This window comes from Aquimarina mycalae (assembly GCF_029906345.1).
In the GTDB taxonomy this organism is placed as follows: Bacteria; Bacteroidota; Bacteroidia; order Flavobacteriales; family Flavobacteriaceae; genus Aquimarina.
The window spans coordinates 49,197-68,378 of the sequence record NZ_JARYGY010000006.1 but is presented as its reverse complement, the minus strand read 5'-3'; the positions used below and the strand labels follow the sequence as shown (position 1 = coordinate 68,378).

Sequence of the window (19,182 nt, the reverse complement as noted above, 5' to 3'; positions counted from 1 at the left end):
AAATGTTCAGAAAAAATCTTAAACAAAATAAATATTATGTTACAACAAATTTTAAATTTAGAAGGAGTACAAAAACTAAGTATTGATCAAAGACAAAACATCCAAGGAGGATTCGGTCCTAACGTTGGAGAAGATTGGGAAGCCGAGTGTAGACCATCTAATTGTCACCCTGCATGCTATGCACAGGTAAGAGGATGTTTCTAAATATATTCCATAATAATCTTAAAACTAAAAATATGTTACACAACATTTTAAAATTTAATGGCACACAAAAATTGAACAAAAAAGAGCAACAATCAATTAACGGAGGTACATTGCCAGAATGCCCTACATTTTTTCCTGGAGGTTGTTTTGCTGGCGCTCCTTTTTATTGTAATACGCAAGGATTGCCAATATGTGGTCCGCAGGATCAAGAAAATTAATTACAAACAACTTGTTCAACAGAACAACCTATCTCCTCTCATTAGTCTATGACTAGTTGCAATACGAGTGAGAAATAAAAGTAAAACCAGTTACAGAGATGTAGCTGGTTTTTTTATAAAAACAATCTAATAACATCTTCTTTATAGTTGATAAGAACATTAATTTCAAAAAAAAAGAATATCCCGTAGTAACATTCTCTTTTTTCTTGAACATCATAGCAAGACATATACTCTGAGTGTCTCTAAATGTTCAGGATACAAATATTTTTAAAATTAAAATCATGAAGAAAAAAAAGTTAGAAGGGTTATCTCTAAACAAAAACATCGTCTCTAGACTTAATAGTGCTGCTATTAAAGGAGGAACCGCGGGAACAGCAACTTGTCAACTTCCTGGAACAAGGCATTGTGCTACTAACTCTGCTGCAACACCTTGCTTCTCTAGAGAATGTATAGTTCAAACAGGAGAATGTGAAATTTCGAAAGATCATTTATGTCATTCTATAGATCTTGCTTGTGAGTAATTCTGATTAAAATGAAAGAATAGTGGTTTCCACTATTCTTTCATCTTTACAAAGTATAAACTATAAAATTCTATGAACAGAGATACTTTTTATCAAAAATTAGAAGAGATTAATCAGATTATTGATCAAAGCAAATATGAAGAAAATAATATTGGCGTTTTATCTGGATTATCTGGTATCGCCTTGTTTAAATTTTATTACAACAAATTTCTTAATAACAATGATCATGACCTAGGCAGTATGCTTCTAGAACAAAGTATCGCATCGATTAATCAAGGATATGATTATGGGACATACTGTTCAGGAATAGCAGGTTTAGGATGGGTTATGGATCATTTAGAAAAAGAAGAGTTTATAGAAGTAAATCTTGATGATTTGTTCTGTGACTTGGATGAATATCTTTTTGATCTTATGAAAAAAGATTTACAAAGAGGAGATTATGATTTTTTACACGGAGGTATTGGATATCTATTCTACTTCCTTAATAGATTTGAAAATACAACATCAGCACCAGCAAAAAAAAACTACAAAACATACATTTTAGAATCTATAGAACTTCTAAAAAAAGGATCAGAAACTGATGGAAAAACTTTGAAATGGATTTCGAACATAAGCTCTAAAAACTCCGAAAAAGGATACAATTTTAGTCTTTCGCACGGCATGTCTAGCATTGTAGGTATTCTTACTAAACTTTCTCAACATTCAGCATTCGAAGAAAAGGCAAGACCTTTGTTAGAGGGAGCAGTAACCTACATACTAAAATATCAAAATCCAGATAGCAACGGTTTTTCTCTTTTCCCTAGTGTGATACATGAAAACGGACATTATGAATACCAAAGCAGAGTTGCATGGTGTTATGGCGATTTAGGAATAGGAATAAGGCTTTGGTTTGCGGGTAAAGCATTACAAAATACATCCATAAAAGACAACGCAATCGATATCCTAAAACACACTGCAAAAAGAACAACCACTGCGCAAACATTGGTACAAGATGCTGGATTATGTCACGGATCTTTTGGAAACGCACAGATGTTTAGCAGAATGTATAAAGAAACACACATGGATGTTTTTAAAGATGCTTACGATTTTTGGTTGCAAGATGGTATTCATAAAGCTTACCACTCCGATGGATATGCAGGTTTTAAACAGTGGAAAGCAAAAGACACATGGAAAAAAGAAATTAGCCTATTAGAAGGAATAGCAGGAATAGGCTTGTCTATCATTGATTATTTGGCTGATTTCGAAACCAACTGGGATGAATGTTTAATGATCAGTTAATCCAAAGAAATAAAAATATGAATAGTCCATACACCCACTTTCCTAAATACTTATTAAGGTCTCCATTACTACCTTTCAGTTTTTATGAGAAACTTACATCCAAAACAGTTATTCAAGAAGATGATCTCAAAGAAATTTTAAAGGATCCAATCCTTCAAGAAGCAGTTTTCTTAGCATCGCCAGACCTACATGGTGAAATTGAAAAATGGCTACTTGGTAACATCAAGGAGCACAATAAAACAGAACGATTACAACATGCTGTGTTCAAATATATTTCAAGAATGTCTTCTAGATGTACTCCATTTGGTTTATTTGCAGGATGTGCTGTAGGTTCTTTCTCGAATCGAACCAATATCATAGCAAAAGGAGCAGAAGAAAATCAGAGACATACACGTCTAGACATGAATTATCTAGTTGCCTTATCTCAAGAGCTAGTTAGAAAAGAACCCATTAGAAATCAATTACTGTTTTATCCTAATAACTCTATTTACAGAATATATGACAAATTAAGATATGTCGAATACAAATATGATCATGGGCAACGACAAAACCATATCGTAGAGGTTGATGATTCCTTTTATCTAGACGTTGTTTTAAAAAAAGCTAAAAAAGGATCCTTATTAACAGATCTTGCAAAAACCTTAGTCGATGACAACATTACGCTACAAGAAGCTTCTTCATTTATCAATAGCTTAATAGACAATCAACTTCTAATAAGCGAATTAGAACCTTCAGTTTCTGGAAATGAATTCATGGAGCATATTTTTTCGACATTACATGCTATGACAGGAATTGATGAACTGGTAGCTGACCTAAAAATAGTAGATCAAAATCTTAAAGAGTTAGACCTTTCTATAGGCAATCCCTCTGATAAATACATAAAAATCAGTGAGTCTTTAAAAACCTTCGGAACAGGTTTTTCATTAAAACACCTCTTCCAATCCGACATGATCAACACTTATCAAGAAAATACGCTTGATGATAAAATTGCCAATGATATACAAAAAGGACTTGCGCTTCTGAACAAACTTACGCTTCCTCCAAAATCAACAATGTTATCTAATTTCAAGGATGCATTCTTCGAAAGGTTTGAAGAACGCGAAATCTCTCTTTCAAAAGCTTTGGATGTAGAAATGGGCGTAGGATATTCACAAAACCATGACTCAGGAATTGTGAATTCCTTAGTTGATGATTTATTTATTCCTAGCTCACAAAATAAACATTCCGAAAGAAAAATAAAATGGAATATTATCGATAGTTTCTTTCAAAAAAAACTAGTTCAGGCATATAAAGAAAATGCATATACAATTACCATTGAGGACAAGGATTTTGAAGATTTAGAGACGAATTGGGATGATTTGCCAGATACGATATCCTGTATTGTTGAAGTATTAAAAGATGATTCTGGAAAAGAAAAAATCAAATTTAAAGGTGGAGGCGGATCAAGTGCTGCCAATCTTTTAGGGCGTTTTTGTCATGCAGATCATAATATTTATGATTATGTAAAGGAAATAGTAGCTATCGAAAACGAAATAAATCAAGATAAAATTCTTGCAGAAATTGTACATCTACCAGAATCCAGAGCTGGTAATATACTTATGCGACCTGATCTAAGGAAGTTTGAAATTCCATACTTGGCGAATTCAACAAAACCAAGTAAAGAACAGATACAAATTGATGATTTATTGGTATCCGTAAAACAAAACACAAAAGTCTTCTTAAGGTCAAAAAAACATAATAAAGAGGTCTTACCTAGACTTAGTAATGCTCATAATTACTCATACAACTCCGTTCCAGCTTATCATTTCTTAAGTGATTTACAAACCCAAAATAAAAGATCTGGAGTGTTTTTCGATTTAGGTCCTTTTGCTAATGAATATGAATTTCTTCCAAGAATAGAATATCGTAATCTTATACTTCATCCAGCTACTTGGAATCTAAACAAAACTAATATCAAAGAAATTGTAAATAATATTAATGATGAGAACAATTTATTAATCGCAGTTAAAAATGTAAGAGACAAATATACAATCCCCAAATATATACTTCTAGTTGAAGGTGATAATGAATTACTTATCAACCTTGAAAATGTAAATTCCATACAAATGTGGATACAACAAATAAAAAAGAAATCAAATTTTAAGATCACAGAGTTTTTATTTACGGAGAAAGGAATAGTCGCTAATGGCAATCAATGTTACACGAATCAGATCGTAGTTTCCTTTTATAATCAAAAAAAAATGTAGGATGGAAATAGTTAAGAGTAATACGGTGAATCGTAATTTTATAATCGGAAGTGAATGGCTTTATTATAAAATTTATACTGGTGCAAAAACTTCGGATATGATACTCACTGATGTCTTAAAGCCATTAACAGAAAAATTAATTAAAGAAAAACAAATAGACAAATGGTTTTTTATTAGGTATGCAGATCCTAAACATCATATTAGGGTTCGGTTTAACTATAAGCATCCAGAAAAAATAGGTGTCATCATTAATGCAATGCATACTGCATTACACACATATGTTACCGAGGATCTAGTATGGAAAATCCAAATTGATACCTACCAAAGAGAAATCGAGCGTTACGGCTTAAAAACTATAGGAATCTCAGAAGAACTATTCTATTATGAAAGTAAAATGATTGTAGATTTTATAGCTATGATTGATGATACAGAAGGAGAAGAATTACGATGGTTATTTGCACTAAAGGCTATGGATAACTTGTTAAACATATTTGACTACAAATTATCAGAAAAGCTTCACTTACTGGATACTCTTAGAATTAGTTTCGCGCAAGAATTTTCCATCCAAAAATCCACCAAAAAACAAATTAACGCTAAATACAATACTCATAGAACTAAAATATCCGAATTTCTGGACAACTCTATAAGTAATCCAGAGTTTCAACCAATAGAAGAAATCCTCAAAACTAATTATAGCGAAAGCAAAGAAATTGGAAAGTATATTAACCAATTAAACGAAGAAAACGGATTAGACATCCCTCTAAATCAATTGATAGCTAGTTATATCCACATGCTAATGAATCGAATTTTTAAATCAAAAAATAGACTACATGAAATGGTATGTTATGATTTCTTAACCCAATATTATAAAATGCAAACTTTTTCGAACTCAAAAAAGCAAAAAGTAACTGTTAAGAAAACAGATAAGAATACAATTTCTGCCTAGATCCATATTGCAGTTTTTTTCTTTGTCTTTTTATCTGGTAATTCTTTAAAATATCCATTGTATTTATAAGTTAACATCAACTATTGACTGTTATAAATTATATTTTAAAGTCAAACTCACTGATTTTTAGCAAAAAAGCTATATTTGTTGCTTCACAAACTCAGATCATCTAATTAATGAAATCATTATTTTGTTTTTTAGTAGGCATATTTTTAATGTCTGCTATTAGCGCGCAGAGCATCTATGAAGCTGGTTATTTTATTGACAACAATGGAACCCGAAAAGAATGCTTAATCAAAAAACTATCCTGGAAAAACAACCCTACAGAATTCGAATGGAAGAGAACCATATCTTCTAGTTCCAAAACAGAAAACATAGAAAACATTAAAGAATTTGGTGTTGGAGAGGAATACGTTTTTAAAAGATATATATTAGAATTTGATCTTAACGGAGATACCGTTGGAAAGGCAACAAAATCGAAAGATCCTAATCTAAAAATTCGTAAAATATATCTTCGGGTTATCCTTAAGAGTAAGGCTACATTATATCAATACTCTGAGAACAATGTACATCGTTTCTTCTATACAGATCAGAAAACCGTATATCCAGAATTATTAGTATACAAGGTATTCTATACTCCTGATGAAAGCAAAAAACCAGGTAAAAAAATCATTCCCCAACAAAATAATACCTATCAAGAACAACTACTCAAAAAGCTAAATTGTAAAAACCAAGATGTATCTAAATTAACATATACTCAAAGTGATCTGAAAAAATACTTTAAAAAGTATAATGAATGTAAAGGATATGATATTGAATACATCATTCGTAAGAAAATTAATCAAACCAGAATAGGCGTTGTAGTAGCAGCTGATCTTACAGGTTTTACGCATAATTCTCTACTAGGAAGTGCAGGAGATGTAAACTATGATAATGTCTTTAATCCTAGATACGGTTTATTTATAGAAACCTTTATACCGTTCTCTAAGGTTGATTTAAGTTTCTTTCTGGAGTCTACCTATAAAGCTTTCAAAACAGATGGGAGTGATCGTGCCATTGCCAATAGCGAATTCGAGCTGGATTATAAAAGTATCAATGTGGCTGTAGGGCCGAGATTTCATATTTATCTAAGCTCTAAGTTCGAATTATTTCTAGAAGGTGGTTTGACTGTAGATTTTAACATTGGTACAACATCAAGTGAGTTTGAAGAAAATGAAATAGAAAATACAACAACAGATTATTTCTATGGTGGAGGTTTTGGATCTGGTCGTTTCAAGATAGGATTTAGACAATATACCAGTAAAAACATATCCAAAAGTACAGCAATACCAGATTCAGCATTAACTACATCTAGTTTGTATTTGTCGATGAATATATTTTAATTTAAACTGAGTTGACGATAGAAATGCCTTTTTCGAAATTATTTGTCTAGCATTATTTCAAAAAAAACACTCTAGTTGATCGTTTTTAATCATTGACATCCATAACTAGGACTCAAGTTAATGTAGATATACCCATTCAATGTTTTACTTAACAAAAAAGGCTCTGAAAATGTTTCAGCGTCTTTTTCTTTGTTCTGACTAAAGCGCTAGTTTTTAATAAATCATCTCAATTACAAATTTAATCTAGCAAAGTAAAAGTCAATATCTATATTTATTTAACATAAAATTAAGAAACTATTCATCTCTATAGAGCATTAACTACTAGAAGAGACATATACCTTAAGTGTCTTTAAATGTTTAAGGAAATATAATTCATTATCAAAATTCAGTATGTTAAAGAACATTTTAAAAGAAAACGGAGTTCAAGAAATTAAAAAGAATCAACAAAAATCCATTAATGGAGGATTTGGAAACTATTGTCCAAATGAAGGTGATGCTTGTATCCCTGGAACGGCAGTATCTTGCATAACAGCTACTCCAGTCTGTGAAGATGGTTCGTGGACTTATGGAGGATTAGGAGGCGGTAATGATCATGATATCATACATGATCTTACACTCATCGTACTTCCGTAATTTTTAAAACAGCAAAAAGGCTTAACACTGATGTTAAGCCTTTTTAGTTATTTATTTTTTATTCTTTTAATTCGCTACATCACTGATAAATTTGATACGATATAATCTTAGTTCTTCATCATCATAATCTCCATCAAACTCTTCAATAGCGGTATCTATTTTATCATTTTCGGCTTCTATAAAGTACTCATGAATTTCTTCTTGTTGATCCTCATCCAGAATTTCATCGATCCAATAAGTTATATTAAGTTTAGTACCACTATATACAATAGCTTCCATTTCCTTAATAAACTCTGGCATATCCATACCTTTTGCCGCTGCGATATCATCTAGTGGTAACTTACGATCTACATTCTGAATGATATACAACTTAAGACCACTATTAGCTCCTGTACTTTTTACTACAAAATCATCAGGACGCATAATATCATTCTCTTCTACATATTTAGAGATTAATGCTACAAATTCTTTTCCATATTTTTTAGCTTTACCCTCTCCTACTCCATGTACATTTCCTAATTCTTCAATACTAACAGGATATTTCAGAGCCATATCTTCTAATGAAGGATCCTGAAACACTACAAATGGTGGTACGCCTAATTTTTTGGCAACACTTTTTCTTAAATCTTTTAGCATTCCGACCAATCGATCATCCGTCCCGCCTTTTCCATCTGATTTTGCAGCGGTAATGATTGAATCATCATTTGTCTCATTATACACATGATCTTCGGTCATCATAAAACTAATGGGAGCATCTATAAACTCTTTTCCTAAAGGAGTTGTTCTAATTACACCATACGTTTCTATATCTTTTCGCAAATAACCTGACACTAATACTTGCCTGATTAAAGCCATCCAATATTTATCATCTCTTGATTTACCTGTCCCGAAAAAAGGTTGTTCATGTGTTTTATGCGAAATGATTAATGCATTGCTCTTCCCGATAAGTGTATTTACTAAATCTTTAGACTTATATATTTCTCCAGTCCTATTGACTACTTTTAATAAAAGCTGTACCTCATCCTGAGCTTCGTGTTTTTTCTTTGGATTACGCACATTATCATCCATATCAGCACCATCTCCATTGACATCATCAAACTCTTCACCAAAATAATGTAATATAAACTTACGTCTAGAAATCGAAGTTTCGGCAAAAGCCACTACTTCTTGTAAAAGTGCATGCCCTATTTCCTGCTCTGCGACAGGTTTTCCACTCATAAACTTTTCTAGTTTCTCTATATCCTTATACGCATAATATGCAAGGCAATGTCCTTCTCCTCCATCTCTTCCTGCTCGCCCTGTTTCTTGATAATAACTTTCTATACTTTTAGGGATATCATGATGAATCACAAAACGCACATCAGGTTTATCAATCCCCATACCAAAAGCAATTGTAGCAACTACTACATCTGTATCTTCCATCAAGAACATATCCTGATGTTTTGCTCTTGTCTTGGCATCCAGACCTGCATGATAAGGAACTGCTTTTACACCATTTACCTCTAAGGTTTGTGCAAGTTCTTCTACTCTTTTTCTACTCAAGCAATATACAATACCACTTTTACCACTATTCTGTTTCACAAAACGGATAATATCTGCATCGACATTTTTTGTCTTCGGACGTATTTCATAGAATAAATTCGGCCTATTAAACGATGCCTTAAATGTTTTGGCATTGCTCATTGCTAAATTCTTAAGAATATCTTCCTGAACTTTTGGTGTAGCAGTAGCGGTAAGACCTATAATTGGAATATCTTCTCCAATCCGTTTTATAATACTCTTTAGGTTTCTATATTCTGGCCTAAAATCATGTCCCCACTCACTAATGCAATGTGCTTCATCAATTGCGAGAAAAGAGATTTTTTGTTCCTTCAAAAAATCTACATATTCTTCTTTGGTGAGTGATTCTGGCGCAACATACAATAGTTTAGTTACACCACTAACAATGTCTCCTTTTACCTTCTTAACCTCGGATTTATTAAGGGAAGAATTTAGTACATGTGCTATTCCTTCTTCCGAAGAAATACTCCGAATAGCATCTACCTGATTTTTCATTAGTGCTATCAGAGGCGAAACTACAATAGCTGTTCCTTCAAACATTAAGGCAGGAAGTTGGTAACAAAGGGATTTTCCACCACCTGTTGGCATAATCACAAAAGTATTCTGTTTATTCAAAATACTTTCTATTACCTTTTCCTGCAATCCTCTAAATTGACTAAAGCCAAAGTACTTTTTTAAAGCTCCTTGTAAGTCGATTTCGTTCAAACTCATTAAATCATTTAACTTTTATATACCAATTAAATTAAAATCGCTATCACTAAAACTTTTTTCCCCAATTAAGATTTAGTGGATTGTTCTTTTTTAAAAAATCACCAAAGATAACAAAACTAAAAATAGTAAGCTTTTTTTAGTGCTATTTAAAATTCATAAGGTATTACATACCTTTGCATAATTAAAGATAATAAAATCTTTAATTATAACACGCAAATTTTATAAATTTTGAACACCCTCGATACGATTATTTCTTTTGCCCAAAAAACTATTAACGAAGAAGCTAAAGCTATCGCTAACCTTGAACAACTAATTGATCAAGAATTTGCCGAAGCTGTGCATACGATACACAACTCCAATGGTCGAGTTATTATTACAGGTATTGGCAAAAGTGCTATTATTGCTTCAAAAATAGTAGCTACTATGAATTCTACAGGCACACCAGCAGTCTTTATGCATGCTGCAGATGCCATCCACGGAGATCTAGGAAATATTCTTAAAGATGATGTGGTGATATGTATTTCTAAAAGTGGAAATACACCAGAAATCAAAGTACTTGTTCCTTTAATTAAAAACTTTAACAATACTTTAATTGGGATCACCTCTAATAAAGAATCATTTCTAGGCAAAGAAGCAGATTACGTTTTAAATGCATTTGTAGAAAAAGAAGCTTGTCCTAACAATTTGGCTCCTACCACAAGTACTACAGCTCAATTAGTAATAGGAGATGCTGTAGCTGTATGTTTATTAAACCTGAAAGGGTTTTCTAGTAAAGATTTTGCCAAATATCATCCTGGAGGAGCTTTAGGCAAGAAGTTATACCTTCGTGTACAGGATATTGTATCAAAAAATGAAAAACCAGAAGTAACATCAGATTCTAATATCAATGCCGTTATTGTAGAAATGACAGAAAAAAGATTGGGTGCTACAGCAGTAACCGAGAATGATAAAATTATTGGAATCATCACAGATGGGGACTTGCGTAGAATGCTAACGGCTAATACTTCTTTTAATGGATTAACAGCAAAAGATATTATGTCTCCCAATCCAAAACGTATTGATGTAGATGCAATGGCAGTAGATGCATTGGATAGATTAGAAGAATACGGAATATCACAATTATTAGCCGAAAAAAAAGGGAATTATGCAGGTCTTTTGCATATCCATGATCTAATGAGAGAAGGTATTTTATAATGGGAAACAAGAATAAAAAAGATCCACAATCCATGTCTTTTTTGGATCATCTAGAAGAATTAAGATGGCATTTAATTCGTGCTACTATTGCTGTTTTAATAGCGGCAGTAGCTGCATTTATCGCTAAAGAATTTGTATTTGATGTGTTGATTTTTGGGCCAAAAAAACCCGATTTCCCTACCTACAAAGGGCTTTGTAACTTATCAAAACTTTTAGGCCTAGACGAAAGCTTATGCTTTAAAGAATTACCTTTTAGTGTTCAGAGTAGAAAAGTTGCAGGACAGTTTTCTGTTCATATTTGGACATCCATTACCGCAGGGTTCATAGCGGCTTTTCCATATGTCTTATACGAATTTTGGAAATTTATAGCACCCGCTATGTATGATAAAGAACGTAAATATTCTAAAGGTTTTATCATCATATGCTCTTGTTTATTTTTCTTAGGTGTTCTTTTTGGGTATTATGTAATTACTCCTTTATCTATTAATTTCTTAGGTGGATACCAAGTAAGTGAAGAGGTTTTAAACGAGTTTGATATTGATAGCTATATTGGGTTGTTAAGAGCTTCGGTAATTGCTTGTGGATTAATCTTTGAATTGCCTGTGATTATGTTTTTCCTAACAAAAGTAGGATTGGTTACTCCACAATTTTTAAAGAAATACAGAAAATTTGCTTTGGTAATCGTTTTAATATTATCTGCAGTGATTACACCTCCAGATATTGCCAGCCAGGTTATTGTTGCAATACCAATACTTATCCTATATGAAGTAAGTATCTTTATTTCTAAAATGGTAATCAAAAGACAAAACAAAAAACTAATAAAACCTACATAATGAGCACTATAGTAGACGAGTTTAATGAATATAGAGAGAAAATGAACTCTCGTATCTTAGAAGACAACAACAAAATCATAAAAAGAATCTTTAATCTAGACACTAATGCTTATATGAAAGGTGCTCTGGATGTAAAGACTAAAGAATTACTAGGATTAGTCGCTTCTGCAGTATTACGATGTGACGATTGTATAAAATACCACTTAGAAACCTGCCATAAAGAAGGTTTAACTAAAGAAGAAGTTGTAGAATCCTTAAGTATCGCTACATTAGTCGGTGGCACTATAGTGATACCTCATCTTCGCAAAGCTTATGAATTTTGGGATGCATTAGAAGCAAATGCTTCTTAAGTTTCATATATAAAAGAATAATGTAAATTTACCAACTCATTTTAGCAACACTTAATATCTAAAGAAGTCATTCTGATTATGAAGTTAAAAGCGGACAACTTAATAAAGTCATATAAAGGCCGAAAAGTAGTAAAAGGGATTTCTCTGGAAGTAAACCAGGGAGAAATAGTTGGTTTATTAGGTCCTAATGGAGCAGGTAAAACGACTTCTTTTTATATGATCGTAGGTTTGGTAAAGCCCAACGGTGGAAAAATAACACTTGATAGTACAGATATTACTAAATTTCCTATGTACAAGCGTGCACAGAATGGTATTGGATATTTAGCACAGGAAGCTTCTGTTTTTAGAAAACTGAGTATCGAAGATAATATTCTAAGTGTTTTACAATTAACTAAACTTTCTAAAAAAGAGCAGGAACATAAAATGGAATCTCTGATTGAAGAATTCGGTTTAGGACATATTAGAAAAAATCGTGGAGATCTATTAAGTGGTGGTGAACGACGTCGTACCGAAATTGCCAGAGCATTGGCAACAGATCCAAATTTTATTCTGCTTGATGAACCTTTTGCTGGAGTAGATCCTGTGGCGGTAGAAGATATTCAAAGAATCGTTGCTCAGCTAAAAAATAAAAATATTGGGATTCTAATTACAGATCATAATGTACAAGAAACATTAGCCATTACAGACAGAACCTATTTAATGTTTGAAGGTAGTATTCTTAAAGCAGGAATTCCTGAAGAATTAGCAGAAGATGAAATGGTTCGTAAAGTGTATCTAGGGCAAAACTTCGAGCTTAGAAAGAAAAAGTTAGATTTCTAACAACATAAGTATTTACGTTAAAACCTATTATTATTGTTTATACTAAACACTTACTGTCTTTTCTTTAAAAATAAATGACATTAGTACATATAATAGGATCACACAAGGTATTGCCATAAACTTCAACAATGCTATTAATACAATTGTAAGTAACAAGAAAAGATATCTCACTGTATTTCCTGTAAATCGCCAGGTTTTAAACTTAAGTGCAAACAAATGGATTTCTGCATTTAGCAAGTAGCAACTCACCAAGGTAATACCAATAAGAAACCACATATTCAAAATAATATTAGAAACCCAAGCTTGCTGCTGAAATTCTAAAATCAATGGCAAACTGATAATCAACAATGTATTGGCTGGAGTAGGCAATCCTATAAATGATGTAGTTTGCCGAGTATCTATATTAAATTTAGCCAATCGATATGCTGAAGCCAGAGTAATTAACAATCCTATAAGGGCTATATAAGGTATATCTATACTATCCATATTTTGGTTAAAATCCCAAGAGTTAAAAACCGTATTTACTGAATCCCCTGAAACTTTTGACAGTAATTGAAACATCACAATTCCTGGTACCAGTCCACTTGTTACCATATCTGCAAGCGAATCTAATTGTAATCCTAATTCACTCTGTACATTGAGCATTCTCGCAGCAAAACCATCAAAGAAATCAAAACCAATACCCAAAGCAACAAAAAGTGCAGCCAAAATCAAATTATCATGTACAGCAAAAATTACCGCTATACAGCCACAAAAAAGGTTAAGAAGTGTAATAATATTAGGAATGTGCCTTTTAAGCTGCATATGGTTCGATTTTTGTGTAAAAATAACAAACTATTTCCGTCTATTAACATAGATAACACAATATGAAATGACAAATAAAGTTTATCATGTTGAAAAATAGTGAGATATTTGTCAAAAATTGCTTGGATTGAAAAGAATTATAATTGCTTTAGTTTGTCTAGTAGTAACGATTTCTTCGGCGCAAACTAGAAAGTATTCTAATGAATTCCTAAACATTGGTGTAGATGCTGGTGCATTAGGAATGGCTAATGCTGTGGTTGCATCTTCTGGAGATGTAAATTCAGGGTACTGGAATCCAGCTGGATTAATTCATCTAGAAGATAATCAGGCCTCTTTTATGCATGCGGCTTACTTTGCCAATATTGCTAATTACGATTATTTGGCTTATGCAATGCCACTAGATGAAAAAAGTGCCATTGCGTTTTCATTAATTCGCTTTGGTGTTGATGACATCTTAGATACCACGAGCTTAGTAGATGCCGATGGAAATATTGATTATACCAGAATTAACCTATTCTCTGCTGCGGATTATGCATTTACTTTTTCGTACTCCAGAAAACTACCTATAGAAGGATTGAGTTATGGAGCTAATGCTAAAGTAATTCGAAGAATAATTGGTGATTTTGCTTCTTCATGGGGATTTGGTTTTGATGCTGCATTACAGTATCATAAAAACAATTGGCAATTTGGACTCATGGTAAGAGACATCACCACTACTTTTAACGCCTGGAGTATCGAAGATTTTGCTATCGGAGATCTTAATGGCGATGGTATTCCTGATGAAGATCAAATTCCTCAATTAAGAGATCAAGAATTACCAGAAACAACAGAAATAACCATTCCCAAATTACAGATCGGTGCTGCGAGAAAATTTGATTTAGGTAAGAAATTTGGTTTAAATACAGAATTGGATATGAATGTACGTTTTGCAGAGACTAACGACATTATTTCTTCTTCCGCAATAAGTATTACTCCTGCTTTTGGTTTTGAATTAGATTATTCTAAAATAGTGTATTTACGTGGTGGTGTCGGTAATTTCCAGAATATTGAACAATTTGATGGATCTGATAATGTTGGTTTTCAACCTAATTTTGGCGTTGGATTTAAATACAAAGGAATCCAAGTAGATTATGCTTTAACCGATATCGGAGATCAGAGTGCTGCAATTTATTCCAATGTATTTTCTATAAAAGTGGATTGGAGCCTGTTTAGATAAACATCTTAAAACATAACTTTTTTTATTGTAGCTTTTCAGTTTTGTAACGAAATAAGTTTAATTTCGTTATTTATACAGAGCACTCTTATATGAAGCATATCATACTCGTTATTGTATCAGGTTTATTACTCTCAATAGGCTGGCCCACATATGGTTTTCCATTATTCCTTTTTTTCGGTTTTGTTCCGTTACTCATCACAGAATACAACATTCGTAATAACAAATTCCATAAAAGTCAAGTATTTGGCTTAGCATTTCTTACATTTTTTATCTGGAATATGATCACTACATGGTGGATTTATAACTCTACCCCTTTTGGAATGTGGTTTGCCGAAATAGTAAATAGCTTATTAATGACGTTGGTTTTTTTAATCTATCATATTGTAGCCAGAAGAACGTCATTTACTATAGGTTCTATTTTTCTTATCTGTATTTGGATGAGTTTTGAATACCTGCACTTGCAATGGGAGTTCTCGTGGCCTTGGCTTAATCTAGGTAATGGTTTTGCTAATTACACCTCTTGGATACAATGGTATGAATACACAGGTACTTTTGGTGGAACCCTATGGATTTGGATTGTAAACATTGGAGTTTTTAAAAGTATATTACTTTTCATTGAGCATAAAGACAAAACTATCTTATATAGATCTGCGATTCGAAATGGATTAGTTATTCTAGTTCCAGTCATATTATCATTTATCATATTAAAAACGTATGAAGAAAATGGAAAAGACCTAGAAGTACTTATTTTGCAACCAAACATTAATCCGTATACAGAAAAATACAATACGAGTGATGATCGTGTTGGCGAGTTATTATCCTCACTTACAGCATCAAAAATCACCGAACAAACAGATTTCATCATTGCACCAGAAACTGTTTTTGCAGATAATAATAGATTAAAAAGATTTAAAAACTCAATAGCAAAAAATACTGCTAGAAAAATACTTTACAACTACCCACAAGCGAATTTTCTATCTGGGATTTCACTAATTGATGTTTTTAAAGATCCTTCTAGAATTCACGATCAAACTAATAAACACAAAAGCGGGGTATTTTATGATGATTACAACTCTGCTTTTCTGGTTAGGTCAGACGGATCAGATGAACTTTATCATAAAAGTAAGTTAGTAGTTGGGGTAGAAAATTTTCCATATCAGCGCGTTTTTAAACCTATCGTAGGTGATGCAATGATTGATTTAGGCGGTACAGTAGCCAAAAAAACTACACAGCAAGATCGAGAAGTTTTTTTCACCAAAGAAGGTATCGGTGCAGCGCCAATCATATGTTATGAAAGTGTTTATGGTGAATTTGTAACAGGTTATGTGAGAAATAAAGCAGACTTTCTTGCTATTATCACTAATGACGCTTGGTGGGGAAATACACAAGGCCATAAGCAACACTTAGCCTATGCCAAACTAAGGGCTATAGAAACAAGAAGAAGCATTGCCAGAAGTGCCAACACTGGAATTTCTGCTATCATAAACCAGACAGGAAACATTGTTTCTTCTATGGGGTACAATGAACAAGGAGTTCTAAAAGGTACACTTAAGCCCAATGATAAAATAACTTTTTATGTCAAAGCTGGAGATTATCTTGCTAGGGTATCTATTTTTCTTATGATTTTTATTTTCCTGTTTTCTGTCACCAGACGCAGAAAGAAAATATAAATACTATAAAGCCGAATCGAATATTTGTACTTAATTTGCAAAACTTCGAACTATAAACGATCTATTAGCCTGTGAATTACGTATCAGTAGAAAATATTGCCAAATCCTTTGGAGAACGTATACTATTTAAGAATATTTCTTTTGGAATTAATGAAGGTCAAAAAATAGGTTTTGTCGCAAAAAATGGAACTGGAAAAACCTCTTTACTTAATATTATTGCTGGAGATGAAGAACCTGATGAAGGACAGGTTGTATACCGAAAAAACCTAAAAGTAGCTTTTCTTCCTCAAGAACCTAACTTAGATCCTAATCTCACGATAGAGCAAACTATTTTTGCTGCAGACAACGAAACCTTACGGGTCATTAATACGTATGAGAAAGCCTTACAGAATCCAGATGATTCAGAAGCATACCAAAAGGCTTTTGAACAAATGGATGCCTTAAATGCGTGGGACTTTGAAACACAGTATAAGCAAATCCTTTTTAAGTTAAAACTTGAAAATCTGGAACAAAAAGTAAGTCAACTTTCTGGAGGGCAGAAAAAAAGATTAGCATTAGCAAATATTTTATTAAGTAAACCCGAACTACTTTATCTAGATGAACCAACAAACCATTTAGATTTAGAAATGATCGAATGGTTAGAAGAATACTTTGCCAAAGAGAATTTCACACTATTTATGGTAACACATGATCGTTATTTTTTGGAAAATGTGTGTAATGAGATTGTAGAGTTAGAAAACGGAAAGCTATATAGTTACAAAGGTAATTATGCATATTATCTTCAAAATAAAGAAGCTAGGATAGCAAATGAAGAAATCGAAACTGGTAAAGCTAAACAACTTTATAAAAAAGAACTGGATTGGATGCGTCGCCAACCCAAGGCAAGAACTACAAAATCTAAATCTAGAATTGATGATTTTTATGAAATCAAAGAACGGGCGCACAAGAGAAGAAATGATCACGAAGTTCAGTTAGAAATCAACATGGAACGTTTAGGTAGTAAAATTTTAGAAATCCACAAGGTATCTAAGCGTTTTGAAAACCTCACACTTTTAGACAAATACGAGTATGTATTTAGAAAAGGAGAACGTGTTGGTATAATTGGTAAAAATGGAACTGGAAAATCTACTTTTCTGAATATGATTACAGGTTCTATCCAACCTGATCAAGGTAAAATAGTAGTTGGTGACACTGTAAAATTTGGATACTACACACAACGAGGAATCAATATAAAAGAAGGACAGAAAGTAATTGATGTAATCAGAGAATTTGGTGATTATATTCCTCTAAAAAAAGGAAGACAAATTTCTGCGCAACAATTATTAGAACGTTTTCTATTTGATCGCAAAAAACAATACGATTTTGTAGAAAAACTTAGTGGTGGAGAGCGTAAAAGACTTTATTTATGTACTGTCCTGATACAAAATCCTAATTTTTTAATTCTTGATGAACCTACAAATGATCTGGATATTGTTACACTTAATGTGCTTGAAAACTTTTTATTAGATTTTCCTGGTTGCTTAATTGTTGTATCTCATGATCGCTATTTTATGGATAAAATTGTCGATCATTTATTTGTATTCAGAGGCAATGCGGTGATTGAAGATTTTCCTGGTAATTATTCTGATTATAGAATCTACGAAAACAGCAGGGAACCAGAAAAAACCAAAACTGTAGATTCTGAACCTAAAACAAAAGCTTCCTGGAAAAAAGATAATAAAGCAGCATTATCCTATAATGAACAGAAAGAATACAGTCGTATCGAACGAGATCTAAAAAAATTAGAACTTCAGAAAAAAGAGATTGAGGTACTGTTTACAAGTGGTTCTCTTGAAGGTGATAAAATCAATAAAGAGTCTGAGAAACTTAAAAAAATCATCGACGAGATAGAAGAAAAAGAAATGCGTTGGCTGGAACTCTCCGAAAAAATGGAATAATATTATAATTTCATTCCTCTTATGGCAATTATGTTGTTTAGAATTAAATCATATCTCCTTTTTTTAATAAAATCTTCCAATCAGCATGGAGTGCACTCTCCTTTTGTCTTCAATCTAATTACCAAATGTTTTTACGATAGAAAGAAAAAAAAATCTTATCCTGAAATTAAATCTATTGCTAAAAATAATACTATTGAAATCAGTTTTAAAAACGCAAAACTTCTAAATCGATTGATTCCTTATTTCAATTATAAAAACATTTTGATTTCGGAAAACACCGCTACTTCAATATCCAAAATTTTATCTATAGGCAATACTATTTCAATATCTGACACCTATAAAAACAAAGTACAATTTGACTTTTGCTTTATAAACATCACTGAACTAAACACTAACCTGATAGAAACCATATTTTCTAAAGTACACAATGATTCTTTGGTACTTATCAATGCTATTCATACATCCAAAGAAAGCAAGCTCATTTGGGATCAAATAGTAAGTCACCCTAAAACTAAAGTAACAATTGACACATATGATTTGGGGTTTATTTTCTTTAGAAAAGAACAAGTAAAAGAACATTTTGTAATTAGAATGTAACAACTTCTTATATGATGCGTCATATAGTCTAAAATTGTATCTTTCAGAAGTTATTAAAACCAT

18 protein-coding genes are annotated in these 19,182 nt (G+C 32.3%); 16 read left to right on the top strand and 2 right to left on the bottom strand.

The window, feature by feature from the left end; translation table 11 throughout:
- Positions 1-36 precede the first annotated feature (36 nt).
- The 8 genes from QBK95_RS14885 (at position 37) to QBK95_RS14850 (ending at position 7,428) form a co-directional block, all read left to right on the top strand.
- Positions 37-204 carry a hypothetical protein gene (locus QBK95_RS14885; protein ID WP_280935174.1) on the top strand — a complete coding sequence of 56 codons (168 nt, stop codon included), beginning with the start codon at positions 37-39 and terminating at the stop codon, positions 202-204.
- A 32-nt stretch (positions 205-236) separates the two neighbouring features.
- Positions 237-422 (top strand): hypothetical protein, encoded by a 186-nt coding sequence (locus QBK95_RS14880; RefSeq protein WP_280935173.1) that lies wholly within the window; start codon positions 237-239, stop codon positions 420-422.
- Positions 423-703: 281 nt separating this feature from the next.
- A complete protein-coding gene (locus tag QBK95_RS14875; protein ID WP_280935171.1) occupies positions 704-943 on the top strand; it encodes a hypothetical protein in 240 nt (79 codons plus the stop codon).
- A gap of 72 nt (positions 944-1,015) precedes the next feature.
- Positions 1,016-2,221: a lanthionine synthetase C family protein gene (locus QBK95_RS14870; protein WP_280935168.1), complete on the top strand. Its 1,206-nt coding sequence runs from the start codon at positions 1,016-1,018 to the stop codon at positions 2,219-2,221.
- A gap of 17 nt (positions 2,222-2,238) precedes the next feature.
- Complete coding sequence (locus QBK95_RS14865) at positions 2,239-4,467, top strand: lantibiotic dehydratase family protein (RefSeq protein WP_280935167.1); 2,229 nt, start codon at positions 2,239-2,241, stop codon at positions 4,465-4,467.
- Between the two features lies 1 nt (position 4,468).
- Positions 4,469-5,413 carry a thiopeptide-type bacteriocin biosynthesis protein gene (locus QBK95_RS14860; protein WP_280935165.1) on the top strand — a complete coding sequence of 315 codons (945 nt, stop codon included), beginning with the start codon at positions 4,469-4,471 and terminating at the stop codon, positions 5,411-5,413.
- A 176-nt stretch (positions 5,414-5,589) separates the two neighbouring features.
- Complete coding sequence (locus tag QBK95_RS14855) at positions 5,590-6,795, top strand: hypothetical protein (RefSeq protein WP_280935163.1); 1,206 nt, start codon at positions 5,590-5,592, stop codon at positions 6,793-6,795.
- 390 nt (positions 6,796-7,185) lie between these two features.
- Positions 7,186-7,428 carry a hypothetical protein gene (locus QBK95_RS14850; RefSeq protein WP_280935161.1) on the top strand — a complete coding sequence of 81 codons (243 nt, stop codon included), beginning with the start codon at positions 7,186-7,188 and terminating at the stop codon, positions 7,426-7,428.
- Positions 7,429-7,494: 66 nt separating this feature from the next.
- Here the strand turns inward: QBK95_RS14850 and QBK95_RS14845 are convergent, their stop codons facing one another.
- Positions 7,495-9,699, bottom strand: coding sequence for a RecQ family ATP-dependent DNA helicase (locus tag QBK95_RS14845; protein WP_280935159.1), 2,205 nt, complete (start codon positions 9,697-9,699; stop codon positions 7,495-7,497).
- Positions 9,700-9,927: 228 nt separating this feature from the next.
- Here QBK95_RS14845 and QBK95_RS14840 point away from each other — a divergent pair, with 228 nt between their 5' ends.
- From QBK95_RS14840 to lptB, 4 genes are all read left to right on the top strand, one after another.
- Positions 9,928-10,893 carry a KpsF/GutQ family sugar-phosphate isomerase gene (locus QBK95_RS14840; RefSeq protein ID WP_280935157.1) on the top strand — a complete coding sequence of 322 codons (966 nt, stop codon included), beginning with the start codon at positions 9,928-9,930 and terminating at the stop codon, positions 10,891-10,893.
- The gene (gene tatC / locus QBK95_RS14835) at positions 10,893-11,726 is read left to right on the top strand and encodes a twin-arginine translocase subunit TatC (protein ID WP_280935155.1); all 834 of its coding nucleotides are present in this window, start codon (positions 10,893-10,895) and stop codon (positions 11,724-11,726) included. Before QBK95_RS14840 ends, tatC begins: the two co-directional genes overlap by 1 nt.
- Entirely contained in the window at positions 11,726-12,076 is a 351-nt protein-coding gene (locus QBK95_RS14830) for a carboxymuconolactone decarboxylase family protein (protein WP_280935153.1), read from the top strand. Before tatC ends, QBK95_RS14830 begins: the two co-directional genes overlap by 1 nt.
- 78 nt (positions 12,077-12,154) lie before the next feature.
- Complete coding sequence (gene lptB, locus QBK95_RS14825) at positions 12,155-12,895, top strand: LPS export ABC transporter ATP-binding protein (protein WP_280935152.1); 741 nt, start codon at positions 12,155-12,157, stop codon at positions 12,893-12,895.
- Positions 12,896-12,937: 42 nt separating this feature from the next.
- Here the strand turns inward: lptB and QBK95_RS14820 are convergent, their stop codons facing one another.
- Complete coding sequence (locus QBK95_RS14820; RefSeq protein WP_280935150.1) at positions 12,938-13,699, bottom strand: CDP-alcohol phosphatidyltransferase family protein; 762 nt, start codon at positions 13,697-13,699, stop codon at positions 12,938-12,940.
- 127 nt (positions 13,700-13,826) lie between these two features.
- On the opposite strand from QBK95_RS14820, the gene QBK95_RS14815 reads away from it, so the two are divergent.
- The 4 genes from QBK95_RS14815 to QBK95_RS14800 all read left to right on the top strand — a co-directional run bounded on the left by QBK95_RS14815 (position 13,827) and on the right by QBK95_RS14800 (position 19,119).
- Positions 13,827-14,915: a putative type IX sorting system protein PorV2 gene (locus QBK95_RS14815; protein ID WP_280935148.1), complete on the top strand. Its 1,089-nt coding sequence runs from the start codon at positions 13,827-13,829 to the stop codon at positions 14,913-14,915.
- Between the two features lie 89 nt (positions 14,916-15,004).
- Positions 15,005-16,585 carry an apolipoprotein N-acyltransferase gene (lnt, locus tag QBK95_RS14810; RefSeq protein WP_280935146.1) on the top strand — a complete coding sequence of 527 codons (1,581 nt, stop codon included), beginning with the start codon at positions 15,005-15,007 and terminating at the stop codon, positions 16,583-16,585.
- A gap of 71 nt (positions 16,586-16,656) precedes the next feature.
- Entirely contained in the window at positions 16,657-18,522 is a 1,866-nt protein-coding gene (locus QBK95_RS14805; protein ID WP_280935144.1) for an ABC-F family ATP-binding cassette domain-containing protein, read from the top strand.
- A gap of 21 nt (positions 18,523-18,543) precedes the next feature.
- On the top strand, positions 18,544-19,119 hold the full coding sequence (locus QBK95_RS14800) for a hypothetical protein (protein ID WP_280935142.1): 576 nt from the start codon (positions 18,544-18,546) through the stop codon (positions 19,117-19,119).
- Positions 19,120-19,182: the final 63 nt, after the last annotated feature.

Excerpts from the sequence above, each read along its gene's own strand:
- QBK95_RS14880 (WP_280935173.1), top strand. The coding sequence starts at position 237 with ATGTTACACAACATTTTAAAATTTAATGGCACACAAAAATTGAACAAA.
- QBK95_RS14855 (WP_280935163.1), top strand. The coding sequence starts at position 5,590 with ATGAAATCATTATTTTGTTTTTTAGTAGGCATATTTTTAATGTCTGCT.
- QBK95_RS14875 (WP_280935171.1), top strand. The coding sequence starts at position 704 with ATGAAGAAAAAAAAGTTAGAAGGGTTATCTCTAAACAAAAACATCGTC.
- QBK95_RS14870 (WP_280935168.1), top strand. The coding sequence starts at position 1,016 with ATGAACAGAGATACTTTTTATCAAAAATTAGAAGAGATTAATCAGATT.
- QBK95_RS14865 (WP_280935167.1), top strand. The coding sequence starts at position 2,239 with ATGAATAGTCCATACACCCACTTTCCTAAATACTTATTAAGGTCTCCA.
- QBK95_RS14860 (WP_280935165.1), top strand. The coding sequence starts at position 4,469 with ATGGAAATAGTTAAGAGTAATACGGTGAATCGTAATTTTATAATCGGA.
- lnt (WP_280935146.1), top strand. The coding sequence starts at position 15,005 with ATGAAGCATATCATACTCGTTATTGTATCAGGTTTATTACTCTCAATA.
- tatC (WP_280935155.1), top strand. The coding sequence starts at position 10,893 with ATGGGAAACAAGAATAAAAAAGATCCACAATCCATGTCTTTTTTGGAT.
- QBK95_RS14800 (WP_280935142.1), top strand. The coding sequence starts at position 18,544 with ATGGCAATTATGTTGTTTAGAATTAAATCATATCTCCTTTTTTTAATA.
- QBK95_RS14845 (WP_280935159.1), bottom strand. The coding sequence starts at position 9,699 with ATGAGTTTGAACGAAATCGACTTACAAGGAGCTTTAAAAAAGTACTTT.
- QBK95_RS14820 (WP_280935150.1), bottom strand. The coding sequence starts at position 13,699 with ATGCAGCTTAAAAGGCACATTCCTAATATTATTACACTTCTTAACCTT.
- lptB (WP_280935152.1), top strand. The coding sequence starts at position 12,155 with ATGAAGTTAAAAGCGGACAACTTAATAAAGTCATATAAAGGCCGAAAA.
- QBK95_RS14850 (WP_280935161.1), top strand. The coding sequence starts at position 7,186 with ATGTTAAAGAACATTTTAAAAGAAAACGGAGTTCAAGAAATTAAAAAG.
- QBK95_RS14885 (WP_280935174.1), top strand. The coding sequence starts at position 37 with ATGTTACAACAAATTTTAAATTTAGAAGGAGTACAAAAACTAAGTATT.
- QBK95_RS14830 (WP_280935153.1), top strand. The coding sequence starts at position 11,726 with ATGAGCACTATAGTAGACGAGTTTAATGAATATAGAGAGAAAATGAAC.